At 54.5% G+C, this 18,994-nt stretch carries 16 protein-coding genes; 4 read left to right on the forward strand and 12 right to left on the reverse strand.

Annotated elements, in window-relative coordinates; all coding sequences use genetic code 11:
- Positions 1–65: 65 nt before the first annotated feature.
- A complete protein-coding gene (locus B2M23_RS00900) occupies positions 66–2,714 on the reverse strand; it encodes a hypothetical protein (RefSeq protein ID WP_038350913.1) in 2,649 nt (882 codons plus the stop codon).
- A gap of 202 nt (positions 2,715–2,916) precedes the next feature.
- Positions 2,917–4,389, reverse strand: a complete 1,473-nt coding sequence (locus tag B2M23_RS20855; RefSeq protein ID WP_038350914.1) for an SH3 domain-containing protein — start codon at positions 4,387–4,389, stop codon at positions 2,917–2,919.
- A gap of 282 nt (positions 4,390–4,671) precedes the next feature.
- Here B2M23_RS20855 and B2M23_RS00910 point away from each other — a divergent pair, with 282 nt between their 5' ends.
- Positions 4,672–5,181, forward strand: coding sequence for a Uma2 family endonuclease (locus tag B2M23_RS00910; protein ID WP_038350915.1), 510 nt, complete (start codon positions 4,672–4,674; stop codon positions 5,179–5,181).
- 16 nt (positions 5,182–5,197) lie between these two features.
- On the opposite strand, the gene B2M23_RS00915 is transcribed toward B2M23_RS00910, so the two are convergent.
- Both B2M23_RS00915 and B2M23_RS00920 read right to left on the reverse strand, forming a co-directional pair.
- A complete protein-coding gene (locus B2M23_RS00915; protein WP_038350916.1) occupies positions 5,198–6,433 on the reverse strand; it encodes an arginine deiminase in 1,236 nt (411 codons plus the stop codon).
- A 231-nt stretch (positions 6,434–6,664) separates the two neighbouring features.
- Positions 6,665–6,937 carry a Veg family protein gene (locus B2M23_RS00920; protein WP_052237059.1) on the reverse strand — a complete coding sequence of 91 codons (273 nt, stop codon included), beginning with the start codon at positions 6,935–6,937 and terminating at the stop codon, positions 6,665–6,667.
- A 454-nt stretch (positions 6,938–7,391) separates the two neighbouring features.
- On the opposite strand from B2M23_RS00920, the gene B2M23_RS00925 reads away from it, so the two are divergent.
- Positions 7,392–8,354, forward strand: coding sequence for a sugar-binding transcriptional regulator (locus B2M23_RS00925; RefSeq protein ID WP_038350917.1), 963 nt, complete (start codon positions 7,392–7,394; stop codon positions 8,352–8,354).
- A 573-nt stretch (positions 8,355–8,927) separates the two neighbouring features.
- Here B2M23_RS00925 and B2M23_RS00930 read toward each other — a convergent pair.
- From B2M23_RS00930 to B2M23_RS00965, 8 genes are all read right to left on the reverse strand, one after another.
- Positions 8,928–9,269 carry a phenylpyruvate tautomerase MIF-related protein gene (locus B2M23_RS00930; protein ID WP_038350918.1) on the reverse strand — a complete coding sequence of 114 codons (342 nt, stop codon included), beginning with the start codon at positions 9,267–9,269 and terminating at the stop codon, positions 8,928–8,930.
- Positions 9,229–10,164, reverse strand: a complete 936-nt coding sequence (locus tag B2M23_RS00935) for a damage-control phosphatase ARMT1 family protein (protein WP_052237060.1) — start codon at positions 10,162–10,164, stop codon at positions 9,229–9,231. The genes B2M23_RS00930 and B2M23_RS00935 overlap by 41 nt, the downstream gene beginning before the upstream one ends.
- Positions 10,165–10,246: 82 nt before the next feature.
- A complete protein-coding gene (locus B2M23_RS00940) occupies positions 10,247–11,791 on the reverse strand; it encodes an FGGY-family carbohydrate kinase (RefSeq protein ID WP_038350919.1) in 1,545 nt (514 codons plus the stop codon).
- Between the two features lie 42 nt (positions 11,792–11,833).
- The gene (locus tag B2M23_RS00945; protein WP_081571056.1) at positions 11,834–12,640 is read right to left on the reverse strand and encodes an SDR family NAD(P)-dependent oxidoreductase; all 807 of its coding nucleotides are present in this window, start codon (positions 12,638–12,640) and stop codon (positions 11,834–11,836) included.
- Positions 12,641–12,673: 33 nt separating this feature from the next.
- The gene (gene deoC / locus B2M23_RS00950) at positions 12,674–13,333 is read right to left on the reverse strand and encodes a deoxyribose-phosphate aldolase (RefSeq protein WP_038350920.1); all 660 of its coding nucleotides are present in this window, start codon (positions 13,331–13,333) and stop codon (positions 12,674–12,676) included.
- A gap of 33 nt (positions 13,334–13,366) precedes the next feature.
- Positions 13,367–14,263: a dihydrodipicolinate synthase family protein gene (locus B2M23_RS00955; RefSeq protein WP_038350921.1), complete on the reverse strand. Its 897-nt coding sequence runs from the start codon at positions 14,261–14,263 to the stop codon at positions 13,367–13,369.
- 536 nt (positions 14,264–14,799) lie between these two features.
- Positions 14,800–15,546, reverse strand: coding sequence for an HAD family hydrolase (locus B2M23_RS00960; protein ID WP_052237062.1), 747 nt, complete (start codon positions 15,544–15,546; stop codon positions 14,800–14,802).
- A gap of 111 nt (positions 15,547–15,657) precedes the next feature.
- On the reverse strand, positions 15,658–16,980 hold the full coding sequence (locus B2M23_RS00965) for a diguanylate cyclase domain-containing protein (protein ID WP_038350922.1): 1,323 nt from the start codon (positions 16,978–16,980) through the stop codon (positions 15,658–15,660).
- A gap of 198 nt (positions 16,981–17,178) precedes the next feature.
- On the opposite strand from B2M23_RS00965, the gene B2M23_RS00970 reads away from it, so the two are divergent.
- On the forward strand, positions 17,179–17,814 hold the full coding sequence (locus B2M23_RS00970; RefSeq protein ID WP_038350923.1) for a lactate utilization protein: 636 nt from the start codon (positions 17,179–17,181) through the stop codon (positions 17,812–17,814).
- Between the two features lie 271 nt (positions 17,815–18,085).
- Positions 18,086–18,994 carry a 3-deoxy-7-phosphoheptulonate synthase gene (gene aroF / locus B2M23_RS00975; RefSeq protein ID WP_278286451.1) on the forward strand — a complete coding sequence of 303 codons (909 nt, stop codon included), beginning with the start codon at positions 18,086–18,088 and terminating at the stop codon, positions 18,992–18,994.

Here is an 18,994-nt window from a genome sequence, read left to right on the forward strand (position 1 = left end):
TTTCTCCTGTATTAAAAAAACCCGCTGCGGCTCACGCCACAGTGGGTTTTTGTTGTTTTTATTGCCTAGCTGCGTTTTTTAAGAACCAGTACGGAGCCGCCTGCCAGCGCTGCCAGCAGTACCAGTGACAAGCCCGCGCTGTAGGGCGTCCCGGTTGCCGGGTTGCCCGGGGTGGTGCCGGTGGTGGTATCCGCGGTGGTGCCGCTGTCCGGTCCTGCCTTCTGGGTCAGGGTGATTTTTACCAGCTCGCTGCTGCTCGCGATATGGGCTTTTTCCTGGCCGTCCCGGTTATAGAACGCGCGCACGTAGTAAGTACCCGCCGCCGGGGTCTGGGCGATGTTTTTGCCCTCTGCGTCGGTGTAGGCTTCAAAGCTCAGCAGGCCGCTGTTTTGGTCCAGCTTGATGGCCTTACCGTCCTTGTCCCTGACGGTGGTGGCCTTTTTCAGGTCTTTTTCCAGGCTCTGGATATCGGACACGTCGTAGCTGCCCTTGAGGGCTGACGCGTTGATCTCTGTGGTGGTGGGCATCATCAGGGTGTAGGTGTAAGAGACGCTGGTGGCCTGAAGATCCTGAGCCTGATGGGCGTCATTCGGTGTGAAAGCGACATTCAGGCTGTAGGTTCCCGGCTCGGTGGGCGCTCTGTCTAAAAGCATACCGTCATCAACGCTGTCGTATTTCAGGCTGATTTCGTCCTTGTCATATGCGATATTCTTATGGCCTTCCGGGTCCAGATAAGTCACGATGACGGCATTATCCTTTGTCAGCAGGGCCTGCAGGGCGTCGTTTGACTCGAAGTAATTGGAATCCGAATCATAGCTCAGCCCGTCAATCCGGACGCCGGTGGCTACCCTGCCAACGGTGAAGGGGCTGCTGGTAATTTCGCCATAATAGAAACCGCTGGTATCCTCGACAGAGACCTGCGCGGTTTTGCCGATATCCGCCTTGGTCAGCTCCAGGGTGTCGCCCGGAACGGTGGTGGCTGCCCCGTCTTCGTCGGTGAGGGTCCAAGTGTAGTTTAGTTTGAGCAGAGCCGCGTCGATGCCCTCCGCGGGCCTGAAGTCCGCGCGCACACTGCCCTGGGAGACGGAAATCTCAGACGGGAAGTCCGCGAAATCACCTTTCAACTCAGCTCTTCCGATGATGAAGGACGCTGTGCCTGAGCTGCCAAGGGTGAGGGTCTGGTCAGCGCGGTTTTCCTCGCCGGCGTAACTCACGTTGAGCGTGTAATCCCCCAGCTGGGTCGGCGGCGTCTCAAGCACGTCCAGATAATGGGTGTAAGTGGTGGTCAGCTTGCCTTCGGCCGGCGTGATCTCCCTGCCCTCCTCGTCCGTCACCGTGATGGTGACCTTGCCGAGGCCGCCCTCGGCCTGCGGGTCTCTGCCAGTGTAAGGGTAGCTGTTATGCTCGAGATTAACCGACACGTATGTTTCAAACACTTTGGCGGTTTCCAGCCTGCCGTTCTTCAGATAGGGCGCGTAGGTTTGAGCGTCCATACTACCCTCTAACTGATAACAAAAACTGCCGTCTGCCGCCTCGCTCAGCGCGCCCGATTCCGCCTCGGCCAGCACGGCCGGGTTTGTAAATATCAGCGGATAGGCCGTATAAACCCTGCTGACCACGCTGCTGCTGAAATCCTCAGCCAGTATGATGGGTTTCTTCGCGAGCATGATGTACGCAATATCGGTTTTGCCGGACAGGGTGAACTGGGCGGCAAACATGACGTTTAACAGGTTATCGACCGACGAGTCGCTGATCAGCAGCTCTGAGCCCCCGTTTTGAATCACGCCGACCGTCGAGCCCTGTACCTTCACGTTTGGGCTCTCCTCGTTCCCAATGCCATATACCTCACAGCCGTCAAAAGAAGCGGCGCACTCATTTAAGATACCAACGATTGGCAGGGCCGCGCCCGTGGCTTTCAGGGCCGCGCTGTCCGAAACGCCCACGAGCGCCGGATTCTCCCCGTCTGATGTTCCGGTGACTGCCGCGCCTATGATGTTCAGCGCAGCGTTGTTTTTCGCGTTAATACTGCAGTTCTCCAGTGTAGTGCCCGCTTTCAGGCTTAAGACGCTGTCATTCCAGACATTGATGATGCCACCGACCTCTTCCGCCACTGTCAGGGTGATGCTATGGCCCGCGCCGTCAACGGTCAGCTGATTTTCATCATAAAGGGTAAAGAACGATCTCGATGATGTGTCTTCACTTAAGCTCACGGTATAATCGCCGTTGGCTGTCAGTGTCACGTTGCCGTGAACCACAATGGTATCCTCCACCACCGCGTTCCCGGTTAAGGTAATGGTCGCGGTCTGTCCCTCTTCTATGGAATCGAAGGCCTCCTTAAGGGTAGCGTAGGTGACGTCCGCGCCTGCCTGGCGGCTCTGGACACCGGTTGTCACGGCGCACACAGGCGTTCCCGCCGCAGGGGCCTCATCAGTCTTATTTTCTGCCGCCGGGGTTTTCTCCTCTGCGGGCGCTTCAGCCGCTGGGGCTTCGTCCATTTCCTCCAGCGCCCTGGTGATTTCGGGCAGCTCAAGGCTGCTCTCTGACGCTTCGAGTGCTTTATCAGCGCTTTCGCTGCTCTCGGCGGCAGCGGTATCCGCCACAGGGTTCCCGGCAGTCCCTGCCGCCAGGGCCGGCACACTCGAGCAGACCAGCGTCACGGGGATGATCACCGCTGACAGGGCTGACGCCAGGCGTGTTCTCAATTTCTTTGACATTTTTTACCTCCAATATTTCTCCTAAAGATAGATATATAGAATATACTTCTATTCTATCTTAACACGTTTTCAGGAAATAAAAGTTCAAGATTCCTTCAAGAATTTAAGCGGTGGTTCTCTCTCCTCCCATTAAAAAAAACCCGGGTGCGGGCCGGGCTTTTTATGGGTCAGGCGGACGGCTCCATACGTCCGCCTGTGCCTGCTATTGCGCGTCGTCCACCTTTAAGGCGTGGAAAATGTTGGAGGTGTCCACGCTCTGGGACAGGTCCAGGGTCACGCTGACGCGGGCCCCCACCTGGTAGTTCTGGCTGTTGACCTCTGCGTTCATGGTCTCAAACATGATCTCGGTGTTGTCGTCTGTGGTCAGATCCAGGGTGTTTATGGAGGCTGACGCGATCACACCTGTGATCACAGACCGGTCGCCGGCATTCAGCTCTGAATCGCTCACGCTCAGCACCACCACGCTTTCATAGGCCTGGAGGTCGCCGGTGTAGGTGACAGTCACTTCATTGCCGGTCAGGATGCCGCTTACATAACTGTGCTGGGCGTCGGTCACGTTCAGCGGATAATCGGCGCCGTTGGCGAAAACGACAAGCTCGCCGTCCGCGTAGCTCACCACGTAGCCGGTGAGGGTCTTGACCTCAGGCTCGGGTGTAGGTTCGGGTGTCGGCTCTGGCGTTGGGTCTGGAGCCGGAGCAGGTGTGGGCTCAGGTGTCGGTTCCGGCGTCGGTGCTGTCGTCGGTTCTGGCGTGGGTGCCGGCGTCGGGTCAGGTGCTGGTGCCGGGGTGGGTGCCGGGGTCGGCTTTGGCGTCGGCTGGGCGCTTGGCTGCGCGGGCTGTGACGGGCTTGGCTGCGGCTTGGCCGGCGCTGGCGCACTTGGGCTCTCAGGCTGTGTGGTCGTTAAATACTGGGAATAGACAAAAGCGTCCTTTCCGTTGTAGTTCACTCTGGACCAGCCGTTGTCGCAAACGCCGGTACGGGTGATCTCATTGCCGGGCGCCAGATCGCCCAGCACGTTGGAATCCGTGGTGTAGGACTCCCGCACGTGTACGGTGTCGGTGGCCCATACCTTTTCGTCCGCGGCCTTAATCTCGACCTTGGCAGGCTCCTGGGCCTTTTTAATGTTCTCGTCATTGTCCACAATTTCAAGGACCTTGACGCCCGTGGCGTCGGTGCCATTGATCTCGCCCACGTATTTTACCTGAACCCAGTTGCCGTTTTCGATGCCGTTCTTGTACGCCTGTCTGGCCCCCGCGGTGTTAAAGCTGTACTCGGTGCCGTCTGGCTCCTTGAGGGTGAGGGAGTGCTGGGTCAGGTTCCTGACGGTTCCCACCATGGTCTGTTCCTTCGGCGCGGCGGAGCCGTTGTCCTTGATCTCCGTCACAGTGACGCCGCTGGTGTCGGTGCCCTCGATGGTGCCGTCGTATAAGATGGTGAGCTTGTCACCGGACAGCATATTCTTACAGCTGACGGTCGCCTTTGAAAGGTCAAAGGTCAGCTCGCTGTTATCGCCCCGTGTCATCACCAGGGTTCCGGACGCGTAGCTTTTCAGCACGCCGTCCACACTGCCTGTGCTCGAAGCCCCCTGCGGGGCATTATCCGTTTTCGCGCAGGCCGTAAAGGATACCGCTAAAAGTACACTTAATAAAATCCCGAGGATTTTTGTTTTTTTCACTTCTTATCTCTCCTTTTATGCGATCCTCCTTCCATACCTGACCCTATTATATAATAGAATTAGATTTACGGCTACCGCTTTCAGCCAAGAAAAAAACCGCTGAGCGCAATATCAGCGGTTTTTACTTATTTTTGTTGTTTATTACCGTTAAGGAAAGGATTATGCTCTCCCCCAATCATTTGACCCGGGACCTCCCGCGTGCTATGATTAAGCCAACAACACACGAAAGGAGTGTCCCTCATGGCGCTATTATAAGAAAACGAACATTTCTCAAAGGTTACCCTGGAGGAATTTGACGCACTGCCCATGGATGAGCATCATCTCTACGAATTGATTGACGATATGGTGCTGATGGCCCCGCGTCCCGGAGTCCTTCATCAAAGCATTCTGTTTAATCTTTCCGTCGCCCTCGCACCTTTTTTCAAAGGCAAAACCTGCCGCCCCTTTTCTGAGCTGGAGGTTCGTCTGAACAAAGACATCTTTGTGCCGGACATCAGTGTTCTCTGTGATCCGGAAAAATTTTCGGATCAGCGCTATGAGGGCGCGCCGGACATCGCGGTGGAAATTCTGAGCCCAGGCTCCATGCGCACCGACCTTTTCACCAAGCTCAACAAATATCAGCTGGCAGGTGTGCAGGAATACTGGATTGTCAGCCCAAAGTCAAAAACCATCATTGTCCATACCTTCTGGAAAAGGGAGGTCAGCGAGTACACCCTTGAGGAAACGCTGGCCTCCGGTATTTTTGAGGACCTTAAAATCCCGCTGAGCGATATTTTCCCAAAAACGCCGTAAAACAAGGGCGCTTTTTTTATTTCAGCGGGTCACGGTTAAGGGGCATGGTCATACACCGCGGGCCTCCGCGGCCGCGCACCAGCTCGGAGGCTTCAATGCTGATGACGTCAATGCCATTTTCGGCCAGCACCTCGTTGGAGCGCTCGTTCCGCCCGTAGGCCACGATGACCCCCGGTGCGATGGCCAGGGTATTGGTACTGTCGTTCCACTGCTCTCTGGCCGCGGCCACCGGATTGCCGCCGCCGCTCTCAATGAGCTTTATGCTGGTGAGGTTCAGGGCGCGTCTCAGGGCGTCGTGCAGGCTGTCGATGTGTTCGTAGCGCATATGCCCCTTGCTGCCCCGGCGGATCATCACGGTTTCCACGTGGTCCAGAATGCCCGGGTACACGGTAAATTTATCGTAATCCACCATGGTAAAGACCGTGTCCAGGTGCATGAAAGCCCTGTCCTTGGGAATCTTGACGGCCAGCACGCCCTCCAGGGCCGGGTTATCCTCGAACAGCCGCTTTGCCAGCTCCTCGACGCCCTGCACCTGAGTCCGCTCGCTGCACCCCACCGCCACCACAGTCGGGCTGAGGATCAGGATATCCCCGCCCTCCACCGAGAAGAACTTGTCATATTCATAGTAGGTTTTCCCCCCGCAGGAGGCGAACAACGGATGATTTTTATAAATGTAGTGCATGTACAGGCTTTCCCGCTTGCGCACCTCGGTGGCCATGGAACTGATGCTCATGCCGTCGCCGATGGTGACCGCCGGGTCACGCATAAAATACAGGTTCGGCAGCGGGTTCATGTAAAAGGCATAGGGCTCGGATTCGTTGATATAATCCGAGAGCACCCGCTCCCGTTCCACATGGTCCAGCTCCTTCTGAAGCACGCCGGCGATCAGCGATTCCGCCAGCTTGCAGTCCTCCATGGAAAGCAGATATTCCTGCAAAAATCCATCAATGTAGTTGCCCGAGGACGGGTTCTGGTCGATGACGTCGTGCACCAGGTTTTCGCGCACCTCTGCGTCTGCCAGAATATCGGTCAGCAGCTGCTCCACGTAATACACCTGGATGCCGCGCCCGGTGAGCACCCTCGCAAAGGCGTCGTGCTCCTCCTGCATGCGCCTGAGCCAGGGGATATCCTCAAAGAGGACCTCCTTGAGCACGTTGGGTACAATGCGCTCAAGCTCCTTGCCCGGCCGGTGCAGCAGGACTGCGTTAAGCTTTCCGATCTCCGACTGTATATTCAGTAGCTTTTCTTCCATTCACTTGTTCTCCAATCTTTGTACAATTCTTATATTATACCCTCTTTGTCTTAAAAGAAGAACAAATAAAACGGCGCCCTCGCAGATGGATGTCTAAAATTTAACATCCGCCTGCGAGGGCGCCGTCTGTGGGCTTTCAACCGCCAAAATTTGGCATCAAAAAAGAAGAATACGCGATTCTTCCCCTTCGTCTGAGCTTATGCGGGTTTAATCAAAATGTCAGTGGGATTCTTAGTAGCTGAAAGCACCTTCGACTTCGTCTACTAATGCGATTTTAACGCTTTTTGTGAGGACATCGGAATATGAGAAGGATAATCTCTGAGTCGGCCGTTTATCTTCCTTTACGCTGACGGTAAAGATGCTTGGGTAAGTCCCTTCAATAACGCCTTCTTTTTGATAGAGCTTTTTCTTGCTCTTATGGGCTTCCAGTTTTACTCTTTTTCCACGATAGTTTTCAACCTCACGCTTGACGTCCATAATTGTCGCTTTTTGTTTCTGCTGCATGAACTTCACCTCGTTATGTGGATTTACATCTTAGTCATTATAACATGATTCTTCCAAAAAGTAAAGTATAATTATAGCAGTCTTAATTATCATTGTCAATATGTAAATGCACTTTTTATTTTCAAAATGTTTCTCGTTTACATTCGCTTCTATATGTTGTGTAATGGTTTTACAGAATAACCGGATATAGAAATCCGCCAAGCCTTAAACCGTTTTTTTTAACGCAAATCTTTTTATGCTTCTTTTTCACCTTGTTTATTAAAAGATACAACTGTTTTACCGTTCAAACCATATGACGGTTTTTAAAATTTTTGAACAAAATTTCATTTTCGCCCCTGTTTTGCTTGTAAAAACAAGCCTTTTAATCTATAATAGAGGTTAAAGGACATTTTTGTTCATCGTCTAAGGATTAAACAGACGATCACTTTGAAAAAATGCATTGGAGATAAGGACAATGAACACAGACCAGCGTTTATTACAGGCAATTGCCAAGCTATATTATGAAGAGGGACGGACCCAGTCCGAAATCGCCACCCAGTTCAGCATTTCCCGTCCCAAGGTGTCGAGAAAGCTGGCGGAAGCGCGGGAACGCGGCATCGTCAAGATTTTCATCGACGACGCCATCGACGATATCAGCGAGATGGAGCAGCAGCTCCTGACCGCCTTCCACCTCAAGGGAGCCCGTGTGGCCTCAGTGCCGGAGGACGATGTGGAGCTGGCCATCCAGCTGACTGCCCGCCTGGGCGCGCAGTATCTTAAGGCCTTCCTGGACCCCGGCGACCATATCGGCGTGAACTGGGGCTGGACGCTCTTTGAGCTCTCCAAGGAATTTCCGGCCTTTTCCCTGCCGGACTGTTCCCTGGTTCAGCTCTCCGGCGCGGTTGACAACGCCAACTGCCGCAGCTTTGCCCATGAGATCATCAGCAACCTTTCCCAGAAACTCGGCGCGGAGAGCGCTTTCTGCCTGCCCTGCCCGGCGCTGGTGGAAAGCCCGATCATCCTCGATATCCTCCTGCACGACGCCAAGGTCCGCAGCCTGCTGGAGCGGGTGGAGGACTGCAACAAGCTCTTTGTCAACATCGCGACCCCGGATGAGGATTCCTGCCTCTACCAGGCCGGATACCTGAACGACGAGAATATCGCCCGCCTGAAGGAAGTGGGGGCCGTAGGCAGTATCTGCAGCCGTTTCTTTGATAAAAACGGCAATATCTGCGATCCTGAGCTGGATAAGCGCACCGTCGGTGTCTCACTGGACGCCATTAAAAACGCCGAGTGTGTGCTGGCATGCATCGTCGGCAGCCAGAAAGCCAGGGCAGTTTACTACGCCCTTAAGGCTGGCTGGATCGACGTCCTGGTCACCGACTCCCTGACCGCCGAGCGGGTCATTGACCTGGCAAAACGGGAGGGCGTGCTGTAAACAGAAAAAGAACTGTCCGTTCAGGACAGTTCTTTTAGCGTGTTAAAAGCTTAAGAGACGAAGCCTTTTACCTAAGAAAGAGAAAAGCGTTCTGCGGGTATTGCCCCCACACCTATATCTCCTTCATTAATGTCAATACTTTATCTCGCTAGTGTCCGATGTTTCCGACAAAGGGGCTCGATTCCCGGCCGTTTACCGCGGCGCCTGGATCTTTTTCTCTTATCTGGATAAAAGGCGCAGTCTCGGGCCGCGCCTCTGCTTTAACAGTCTGAGAACTGCCCGTTCAGGACAGTTCTTTTAGCGTGTTAAAAGCTTAAGAGACGAAGCCTTTTACCTAAGAAAGAGAAAAGCGTTCTGCGGGTATTGCCCCCACACCTATATCTCCTTCATTAATGTCAATACTTTATCTCGCTAGTGTCCGATGTTTCCGACAAAGGGGCTCGATTCCTGGCCGTTTACCGCGGCGCCTGGACCTTTTTCTCTTATCTGGATAAAAGGCGCAGTCTCGGGCCGCGCCTCTGCTTTAACAGTCTGAGAACTGTCCGTTCAGGACAGTTCTTTTTTAATGCACGCTCACCGCAGGCTCCCCTTTGAGCCCCAGTGGTCCAGCTCCAAAATATTGAAGTAGATCTGGTTGCCGCCATAGCCCAGCTGCTCCTCAAAAAGCTCAAAAAGCTTTTCGGTGTAGGCCCTCAGGTACGGCTCAGGCGTTTTGCCGTAAAGGCGTGTCTCCATGAAAGCGCAGGCTGCCGGCTCGCCGCCGCGGTAAAGGCTGCAGCCGTCGTCGATCTGCACAATGGCCCGGTCTCCGGGCTTACCGGGCAGCATGGGCACCAGGGCCGCGACCCCGGCGGCCAGGGCGCGCTTTTCCTCATCAGTTAGTTTCTTTGAAAGGCTGATCTGTATGTAAGGCATTCTCTTTCTCCTCCTCTCTGCTGTGCGCCATCAGCACACTGCTGCCGAGGGCGATTCCCAGCGCGTCGGACAGGACCTCGCACTTGGAGCGGAACAGGTAAAACACCTTTTCGGGGAATTTCTCGCCGCCAAAATCGCTCTCGTAATTGGCCAGTCCCTTGAGGATGATCATATCCGCTTTCCGGAGGTTTTCCAGGGCTTCCCGGGACATATACCGGGGGTGCAGGCCAATACAGTCGGTCCCGGTGTCCAGGATCTCCCCCTCCCGGTCAAGCCCTGCCATCCGCGCGTCCTCCTCCAGGGCGTCGTTATAGATAGGGCCGCCCTTGACCATCACGCTCACCGTCAGAGGCGGCAGACCGCGCGCCTGGCGCCATTGGCCGAGCACCTCGAGCAGCAGGCGGTCCAGAACGATCTCCCCGGCGTTGTCGGTGACCAGCGTCAGCGTGCCCGCGGTCAGCAGGCGCTCCCTGAACGGCGCGTAGTCGTCGATGGCAAAGGGCTCCTCCATGCTCTTTTCAAGGGCTCCGGCCACGTCAAACTCGTCGGCAAAGGACACATCAATAATATTGCCGCTGGCCGCGGCCCTGAGGGCATACAGCAGCGGGTCATCCTTCTGCTCCACTGCCCGCCGGATTTCGGGAAGCAGGCGCAGCATCTGCCCATTCTGCTTTTTCCGCACTGCCCTCAGAGGATCAGGGTCGCCCAGAGCGTCGCAGAACAGGCGGAACATCTGGGAACCGGAAACCCCGGCATGGATGTGGATGCTCTGCCGGCTCACCAGGCCAATCTCCTTTCTCAAAATTTCGTTCTGTTTTTCCACGGGCAGCTTGAACAGTTCGAACTGGCGCAGCAGAAAACCGAGCTGACAGCGTGCCAGACATAAAAAATGCATGGGTGCTCCTTTCTGAGTAAAAAACCGGCTTTGGAAAAAGCCGGTTTTGGTTTATAAGCAATAGAGGGCTACGGGCGCGGGGCTATCCCTGGAAGCCATGTTTTTTGAGGAACTCGGTCCGCGCTTCCCAGGCCGGGAACAGCGCGTAGGGGATGGCCTTGTAGACCTCGTACAGGTCGGCGTAGATACTCACATTCTTCGCGATGGGCTCGTAGACACGTTCCACCTTGCAGAAGGCCTCGGAGGCTTCCTGCCAGCTGCCGAAATAGCCAGCCGCCAGAGCCGCGTTCCAGGCCACGCCCTTGGCGCCGAACTCGGTGCCGCCGGGCAGGCTGATGGGCGCGTTGCAGATGTCCGCGAAGATCTGGCACCACACCGGGCTCTTAGAGCCGCCGCCGGACAGGCGGATATCGCTTACCGGGTAGGTGTAGGCGTCCAGGCAGTGCTTGTTGGCAAAGGCCATGCCCTCGTACACAGCGCGCTGCATGACGTGGCGGTCGCTGTGAAGGTTCAGGCCGAAGAAGTTGCCCCGGGCGTTGGTGTTGGTAAAGGGCGCGCGTTCTCCCGCCGCGTTCATATAAGGATGGTAGATGGTACCGTCACAGCCCGGGTTCACCTTGTCAATCACCTCGTCAAAGAGGGCGTAGACACTGCGGCCCTCCTTTTCGGCCTGCAGCTTATCCGCGCAGGTAAAGTTGTTCACAAACCAGTCGCTGTTCGGTGTGCCGGTCAGCGGCGCGATGAGCTGCTGCCATTTGCCCGGTATGTTGTGAATGGTCTGGCAGCCCAGCATGGGTGAGTGGGCGAACTTGGGCATGGTCAGCATGATGACGCCAGAGGTTCCCAGGATAATGTTGGCCTGTCCGTCGTCCACCGCGCCGACGCCGGCACTGCAGCAGACAACATCCCAGCCGATGGAAGCCACAGGTGTCCCGGCCGCCAGCCCGGTCTGCCTCGCGGCCTGCTCCGTAACGTGCCCGCAGATTTCCCAGGGCTCCTGCAAGGGCAGGAATTTGTCCTTCAGGTCGAGGATTCCCTCAATCTCCATGACCCTGTCGCTGTAGGTGCGGGTTTCGTCGATCTGTGAATAAAAATCGGTGGCGTTGGAGCCAAATTCGCCAGTCAGGTTGTAGCACATCCAGTTGGTGTTCAGGCAGAAGTGGGCTGTCCGTTCCAGCACCTCAGGCTCATGCTCCTTCATCCAGGGAAGCAGGATACCCACATCGCCGGTCATCAGCCAGTTGGCGGTCGCGCCGAAAATCTGCTCCATCTTTCCGCTCTCGATCCATTCCCTGGTCATGCCGGCGCACCGCGCGTCGTTCCAGAGAATCCCCTTGCGGGCCGGGCGGTTGTCCTTATCCAGGAAACAGACCCCCACGCCCTTTCCGCCGAGACCGATGGCCAGCACTTCCTTCTTGTCCACACCGCATTTTCCCATGAGGTCGCTGATAACGCCGGCAACCTCTTTCCAGTCCACGTCCATGTCGAATTCTGACCAGCCAAAATGCGGCTCCTCCACAGGGGTCGACCGTGAGGCGACGCAGATTTCATTCCCCTGCATATCAAACAAAGCGGCCTTTACCATAGATGTCCCCGAATCAATTCCAATGATATAACCAGTTTTCATCGTATTACTCTCCTATCTCTCTCCTGTAAAATCACAATCCGCTTAAAGCTTTCCGGCGGCCTTCCAGGCCATGAAGGGCCTCTGAACATCCCAGGTGCCGCCGTCACAGGGCACATTGATCCCGGTGGTGTACTCACAGAGGTCCGACGCGAAGAACCAGCAGATCTTGGCGATCTGATCCGGCGTGCCGAATTCGCGCATGGGGATCTGGTCCAGCTTGGCCTCAGGACGCTCCTCGATGATGTGGTGCACCATCGGGGTATCGGTGACGGACGGCGCGTAGCCGTTCACGCGGATACCGTAGGGCGCGCACTCCGCGGCCAGCACGCGGGTCAGGGCAAAGAGCCCGGCCTTGGTGGCGCTGTAGACCCCAAGCCCAAAATCCGGGAACTGCCCCAGGATGGAGTGGGCGTTGATGATGCTTCCGTGCCCCTGTTCCTTCATGATTTTAATGGCTGCCCGGCTGGTGTAAACCGGTCCCCGCAGGTTCACGTCGATGAGCAGGTCGGTCACGTCGTCGGTTGCGTCCTCAACGCGCTCTCTGCGGAAGACGCCGGCGTTGTTGACCTGGACGTCCAGACGCCCGCCGAAATAACCGCCAATCTGTTCGTAGGCGGCGTTGACGCTCGCGGAGTCTGTGACATTGCACTCGACCGCGATGGCATCAGCACCCCTGGCCTTACATTCCTCAGCCACAGCAGCGGCTGTTTCCAGGTTCATATCCAGCACCGCGGCATTATAGCCGCGTTCGGTAAAGTAGAGCAAAATGGCCCGTCCTATCCCCTGGCCGCCGCCGGTGACGGCGATGACAGGTTTTTCGGACATTGTATTCTTTTGACAATTCATCATATATCTCCTCTCAGATGATCCCCTTAAATCATGCTATTCATCAAAGCTGTCAAGTATCGCCAGGCTGGCCGACACGCCCAGACGGTCGGCGCCGGCTTCAATATTGGCCTTGGCATCCGCCCATACATGCATCCCCCCAGATGCTTTTACCTGCATGGTGTCTGGAATACTGGCCTTCATCAGCGCTACGTCGTGCGGGTTGGCGCCGCCGGTGCCAAAGCCTGTGGAGGTCTTGACAAAGTCGGCCCCCGCCTTCGCGGCCATCTGACAGGCGGTGATTTTTTCCGCGTCGGTCAGGTAACAGGTCTCAATGATCACCTTGACCAGGGTGCCGTCCGCGGCGTCCACAACAGCTTTAATATCTCTGTATACGGTATCCGGGTCGCCTGCCTTCAGCGCGCCGACATTGATGACCATGTCCACCTCCTGGGCGCCGCCCGCGATGGCGTCCTTTGTCTCAAAGGCTTTGACGGCCGGGGTGTTGGCGCCCAGCGGGAACCCGATAACCGTGCATACCTTAACCTCAGAGCCCTTCAGCAGCGCCGCCGCCTGTCCGACATTGCAAGGGTTGACGCATACCGATGCCGCGCCGATTTCCCTGGCTTCCTCACAAATTTTCGCGATCTGCTCCGGTGTGGCCACAGCCTTGAGCAGGGTGTGGTCCATCATACCGGCTAATTGTTTTTTATCCATACTAAACCTCGTTTCGTTATTCTAATCAGTCACTCAGACCAGCTGAAGCTTTTCCAGGCTTGTCTTTATCTTTTCTTTTTCGTCCTCACTCAGCTCAGCCAGCGGCCTGCGCATATACCCCAGAGGCACACCCATCAACCCGGCGGCGTATTTGTAGCCTGCCACAAATGGCCCGGTCTTCAGGGCTTCCCGGATGAGCAGAATTTCATTCTGCGCCGCTCGCCCACCTGCAAGGTCCCCAGCCTCCATGGCGTTTACCAGCTTCAGAACAGCCCCTGGAAAGACCGTGGATATCAGCGATACCACGCCGGCCCCGCCGAGCTGCATGACCGAAAAGGTCGTCGCGTCGCTGCCGTTTAAAAACGCCATGGGGCGGTCCGGCCCGATGAGGCGCATGGTGTTCTGAATGTGCACAAAGTCGATGGTGCTCTCCTTGTAGAACTGCATATTGTCATTATGCCTGAAGATGGCATCCACCGACGCCGGCGACAGCGTATTCCCTGTCTGCGGCGCGTTATAGATGCCTGCCGGAAGGGCTGTGGCGGAAGCAATGGCGTCAAAGTAAGCCACCAGCTCCTCCTGGGGAATGCTGTAAACACAGGGCTGCTGGATACAGACCGCGTCCACGCCGGCTGCCTCATAGCCCCTTAAAACCTGCATGGCCTCCGGAAGGGTCTGGCAGGCAATATTCCCCATTACCAGCGCCCGGCCCCCGGCTGCCTCCACGACTGTCTTAGTAGTCTCAACCAGCTCCTCTGCCGTGAGTGACAGGGATTCACTGGCGATCCCATTGGTAAACAGCGCTTTTATGCCATTTTGAAGCTGATACGCCACTTCACCCTTTAACAGAGGGTAATCCACCCGTCCGTCTTCTGTAAATGGCGTGATCAGTTCGGTCATTACACCTTTAAAAGACACGTTATCTGCCATATGCTTTTACTCCTTACTGAAATTTCTCTGAGCGCTCGGAAATATGAATTGAACATAATTTTGAATTATAAGTTTTTCAATCATTTGTTCAACCCCATTATATAGCGTTCCATTTCAAAAAGCAATAGCTGAAAACCTGTCCAGTGCTTCTTTTACCTTTGTTTTAATTGTCTAAAACGGTGTTTTATGCTTTTTTTATCAATATATAGATGTTTAAGGGCACCTTTATATCTATATGTAGTTTTTAGAATTATTTTGAAAAAATATTATATAATAACTATTTTTGAAAATATGTTCACTTTCGACCTGGAAATCGCTTTGCTTTAATGATCTTATCTTTTTGATTTGTTTTTAAAGCCTCTATTCGAAAATAACATTGAGCAAAATTTCATTTTTATCACAAATCAGCCTTTACATTACTGTATTATACCATATTTCATCCTGTGGCACACTTCCTTTCCCGCACTTTTAAGGCTCCTCACTTTTCTCCGGACATCAAAAAAAGAACCCGCCGCAGCGGGTTCCTGTCCTTCGTTCTATTCTTCTTCCTTGAGCTCGTCCTGCTTCTTTTCATTAAAAATCTCATACATCTGGTCGCCGTATTTCAGGGCGTCGATGGCGCGCAGGGGATTCTTAATCCAGATGGCATCGTCATACTGCATGAGCTTTTCCGGGTCGGTGAAGCCCCAGGTGCAGAGGACCGGGAGCATACCGGCGTTTTTAGCCGTCTCGTAGTCCACAGAGCTGTCGCCCATATAGATGCAGTCCCCGGGGGCCACGCCCATTTTAGCCGCGACCTCCAGGGTCTGGGTGGGGTCTGGCTTTCTGGGCTTATTGTCGTTCTGCCCTACCACATCCACAAACTCGTTAATATCAAACAGGGCGTCCACGATGGTCTTGGCTGCGCTGTCGGGCTTGTTGGTACACACAGCGAAGGGAATCTTGTGCACATGCAGGTAGCGCAGTAAATCCACAATGCCGTCATAGGCCACGGTTTTGCGGGTGTAGCGTTTGGCGTACTCAGCCTTCATCAGCGCCACAGCTTCGTCTACCAAGGCTTCGTCCTTTGCCATTTCAGGGGTCACGGCGCGTTTGATCAGGTTTTTTAAGCCCCGGCCGATGAGCTTTTTGCCCTCCTGGTAGCTTTTCAGCTCCAGCCCGTAGTGCAGCATTACCTGGTTGCAGGCATCGACAAGATCCTCCAGGGAGTTGATCAGGGTACCGTCTAAATCAAAGATAATTCCGCTGTAGCGGGGTTTGAACAGTTCTTTCGCAGTTGTCATGGTAATTCGCCTCCATTTTTTGTCCCGATGCAGATGTCGGTATTTCGGTCTATTCATTATATCACAAATTCGCCTGAGTATCCTTTGATTTTGGAAAAGCCCGGATGTATGTTACCGCCCGCGCTTCTGTTCATACATTCTCCGGTCCGCCTCTTTAGCCAGCTCATCAATATCCTGCTGGTCATGCGGGTATCTTGAGTATCCGCAGCTGATCTCGGGCCGCAGGGTCTGCGCCCCTGCCTCCAGGGGCTGCTCGACCGTTTCCTTTATTCGAACCAGAAGCGCCTCATAAAATTCCTTTGGATGCTCTCCGGCAATGACGGCTGAAAACTCATCGCCGCCGATACGGAAGGCGTAATCCCCGGCGTCCAGGCAGCTCTGTATGCGCCAGGCCACCCCAACAAGCACCTTATCGCCGACATCGTGCCCATAGGTATCGTTGACGGCCTTAAACCGGTTCAGGTCCAGGAAAAAAAGACAGAAGGGCTCTGCGGCAGCGATCCGTTTTTTTAACTCGCCGCTGAGAAAGCGTTCGTTGTAAAGCCCTGTGAGCGCATCGGTGTTGGCGATCCGGCTGAGCTCTTTTTTCTGCCGGTCAACAGTGATGAAATAATAGGCAATCATCGTGACCAGCAGGTCGATCAGCAGCGCAGTCAGTATTTTTTCAAGACATCCGCGCTGGGGCAGCCAGCCCTCTCTGGGCGCCATACCAAGCGTCCACACACTCCCGGGCACCTCGATATCCACATAGATGGCATCCCCGGGCAGCCCCTCACCACTCTCTGCGATAATCTGGGTTTCTCCATCTTCCTGCGTCCGGGCAATCTGGTAAACATAGCCCTCCCCAGACATCCCTTCAAGGTTTGCCTTGTCAAAGATTTCCGGCACATCCATCACCGCGATGGCAAAGCCCCAGAAGCTTTTACCGCCGGCAGTATCCTCGAGGTAGATCGGCCGCCTTACCACCACGCCCATACCACCCTGATAAAGCTCAAAGGGGCCGGCCATGGTCATGTTTCCGGTATCTCTGGCGTACTCGGCCTCTTCTCTCCGGTCCGGGTCAGAAAACAGGTCGCCGTAGGCTTCCTCATTCCCCGCCACCGGGTAAACCTCTGTAACGTTGCCGCCCGGGGCCAGCTGGATGCTGCGGATCGTCGGGTCATCCTCGTACAGGCGTTTCGCGATCTTCTCAAAATTCCGGATGCCCTCATCATTATCGACAATGATCATCTCCAGTATTTCCAGCTTCAGCAGACGGGAATCAATGGAGTACTGGATCTTGTTGGCCTCGCTCTCCATAATATACGTACCGTGCTCGATGTTTTTATTCCGCTGCCGTCTGCTGGTGTCCACAACGACACCGGCAGATATGATCAGAGACAGGATAAACACCATCGGTACAGCTAAAAACCTGCGTGAAATTCTCTTTTTCATAATGTCACCTTTTATAATATGGTATCATTTCACCTTGCAGAATGCAATGATTTCCTTTACAATTCTGCGGTTTTGGCCGCACTTTCAAGCCCATCTAACCTTTACCTCACAAATATATCCTGATTTTTACTGGTCTTTGCGCAAAATACAGGGTATAATATATGTAAATATACTTTTTTAACAACTGGAGGTATCATTATGTCATTTCGTACCGATCACTACGCGGCACTGGCTAAAACGCTGATCGCCAAAATGGAAAAGCGCCATTTTGAAGCCCATTACTGCGCGTCCAAAAAAGAAGCGCTGATTTTGGCGCTCTCCCTCATCCCTGACGGGGCGTCGGTGACCCACGGCGGCTGCATGACCATCGAGGAAATCGGCCTGGTGGACGCGGTCAAACAGGGGGTTTACAACTACATCGACCGCAGCATTGCCACCACACCGGACGAAAAGCGCGAGGCCATCGCCAAAGGCATGATGGCCCATACCTTTCTCATGAGCGCCAACGCCATCAGCCGCGACGGCGAGCTTGTCAACATCGACGGCTTCGGCAACCGGATCGCCCTCCTGGCCTACGGGCCGGACCAGGTCATTGTGCTGGCAGGCATGAACAAAGTCGCCGGCAGCCTTGAAAGCGCCATTGACCGAGCCCGCAACGAGGCCGCCCCCATCAACTGCGTGCGTCTGAACCGCCAGACCCCCTGCCTGAGCACTGGTATCTGCGGTGACTGCCACAGCGCGGACTGCATCTGCAGCAATATCGTCATCACCCGGAACAACCCGATTCCGGGGCGCATCAAGGTTATTTTGATCGGCGAGGCGTGTGGTTATTAAAATTGCACCAAAAAATAAACTTGACAATTTTTTTCGGGTAGCGTACAATTAACCCAATCAATTTGTAAACAGGAGTAATCTCATGGCAATTTTAACATCTTTAAACAATGTTAAAAAAATGAATACCTTTTTTAGCAGCTTTAGCTTTTTTAGCTTTAGCTTCTTTTGGTGTCCAAAATTTAGTTGCCACGAGCGAATAGCCTGATCGGATTGTACGATAATATGATCAATCAAGGGTCTGTCTCTGGTAACAGGGGCAGACCCTTTTTCGATTTTCAACCACCAAAATAAAAGAAACGAGGAAAAACAAATGACACCCTTCAACGATCCCGAAATGGAAGCATTAATGAAAATCAAGGAACCCTACAAAAAGGCCAACCGTAAATACAAGGCTGAGGACACCATCATCAATATCGGTGATATTCACTTCGGCGAAGGCAACTTCCACGTTTTCTCCGGCCCCTGCTCCGTCGAGAGCAAGGAACAGATCACCGAGGTGGCTAATCGCGTAAAGGCCGCTGGGGCCACTGTCCTGCGCGGGGGGGCCTTCAAGCCCAGAACCTCCCCTTACGCATTCCAGGGTATGGCGGCAGACGGCATCGAACTGATGCTGGAAGCTAAACGTGAAACCGGGCTTCCCATCGTGTCCGAGATCATGAACATCGCGCTGCTGGACCTTTTCGCGGATGTGGATATCCTCCAGGTGGGCGCCCGCAATATGCAGAACTTTGATTTACTCAAAGCCCTGGGCCGCAGCAAAAAGCCCATCCTCTTAAAACGCGGGCTTGCCAACACCATCGAGGAGCTCCTGATGAGCGCGGAATACATCATGGCCGGCGGCAATGACAACATCATTCTTTGTGAACGCGGTATCCGTACCTTTGAGACAGCCACCCGCAACACCTTGGACATCTCAGCTGTCCCAGTGCTTAAAAAGCTGACCCATCTGCCTGTAATTGTAGACCCGAGCCACGGCTGCGGCAAAGCCGAGCTGGTCGAGCCCATGTCTCTGGCTGCCCTGGCCGCCGGCGCTGACGGCCTCATCATCGAAGTCCACAACGATCCGGCCAACGCCCTGTGCGACGGTCCTCAGTCCTTAACGCCAGACCAGTTCGACACCCTGATGAATGACAAGATCAAACCAATGTCTGAGCTCATGGGCAAAAAGCTCGGCGCTTGA

The sequence above is a fragment of the Eubacterium limosum genome, from assembly GCF_000807675.2.
Taxonomy (GTDB): Bacteria; Bacillota; Clostridia; order Eubacteriales; family Eubacteriaceae; genus Eubacterium; species Eubacterium limosum.

Coding starts and splice junctions, on each gene's coding strand:
- B2M23_RS00900 (WP_038350913.1), bottom strand. CDS start 2,714: ATGTCAAAGAAATTGAGAACACGCCTGGCGTCAGCCCTGTCAGCGGTG.
- B2M23_RS00915 (WP_038350916.1), bottom strand. CDS start 6,433: ATGGAAGAAAAGCTACTGAATATACAGTCGGAGATCGGAAAGCTTAAC.
- B2M23_RS00920 (WP_052237059.1), bottom strand. CDS start 6,937: ATGCAGCAGAAACAAAAAGCGACAATTATGGACGTCAAGCGTGAGGTT.
- B2M23_RS00925 (WP_038350917.1), top strand. CDS start 7,392: ATGAACACAGACCAGCGTTTATTACAGGCAATTGCCAAGCTATATTAT.
- B2M23_RS00930 (WP_038350918.1), bottom strand. CDS start 9,269: ATGCCTTACATACAGATCAGCCTTTCAAAGAAACTAACTGATGAGGAA.
- B2M23_RS00935 (WP_052237060.1), bottom strand. CDS start 10,164: ATGCATTTTTTATGTCTGGCACGCTGTCAGCTCGGTTTTCTGCTGCGC.
- B2M23_RS00940 (WP_038350919.1), bottom strand. CDS start 11,791: ATGAAAACTGGTTATATCATTGGAATTGATTCGGGGACATCTATGGTA.
- B2M23_RS00945 (WP_081571056.1), bottom strand. CDS start 12,640: ATGATGAATTGTCAAAAGAATACAATGTCCGAAAAACCTGTCATCGCC.
- deoC (WP_038350920.1), bottom strand. CDS start 13,333: ATGGATAAAAAACAATTAGCCGGTATGATGGACCACACCCTGCTCAAG.
- B2M23_RS00955 (WP_038350921.1), bottom strand. CDS start 14,263: ATGGCAGATAACGTGTCTTTTAAAGGTGTAATGACCGAACTGATCACG.
- B2M23_RS00960 (WP_052237062.1), bottom strand. CDS start 15,546: ATGACAACTGCGAAAGAACTGTTCAAACCCCGCTACAGCGGAATTATC.
- B2M23_RS00965 (WP_038350922.1), bottom strand. CDS start 16,980: ATGAAAAAGAGAATTTCACGCAGGTTTTTAGCTGTACCGATGGTGTTT.
- B2M23_RS00970 (WP_038350923.1), top strand. CDS start 17,179: ATGTCATTTCGTACCGATCACTACGCGGCACTGGCTAAAACGCTGATC.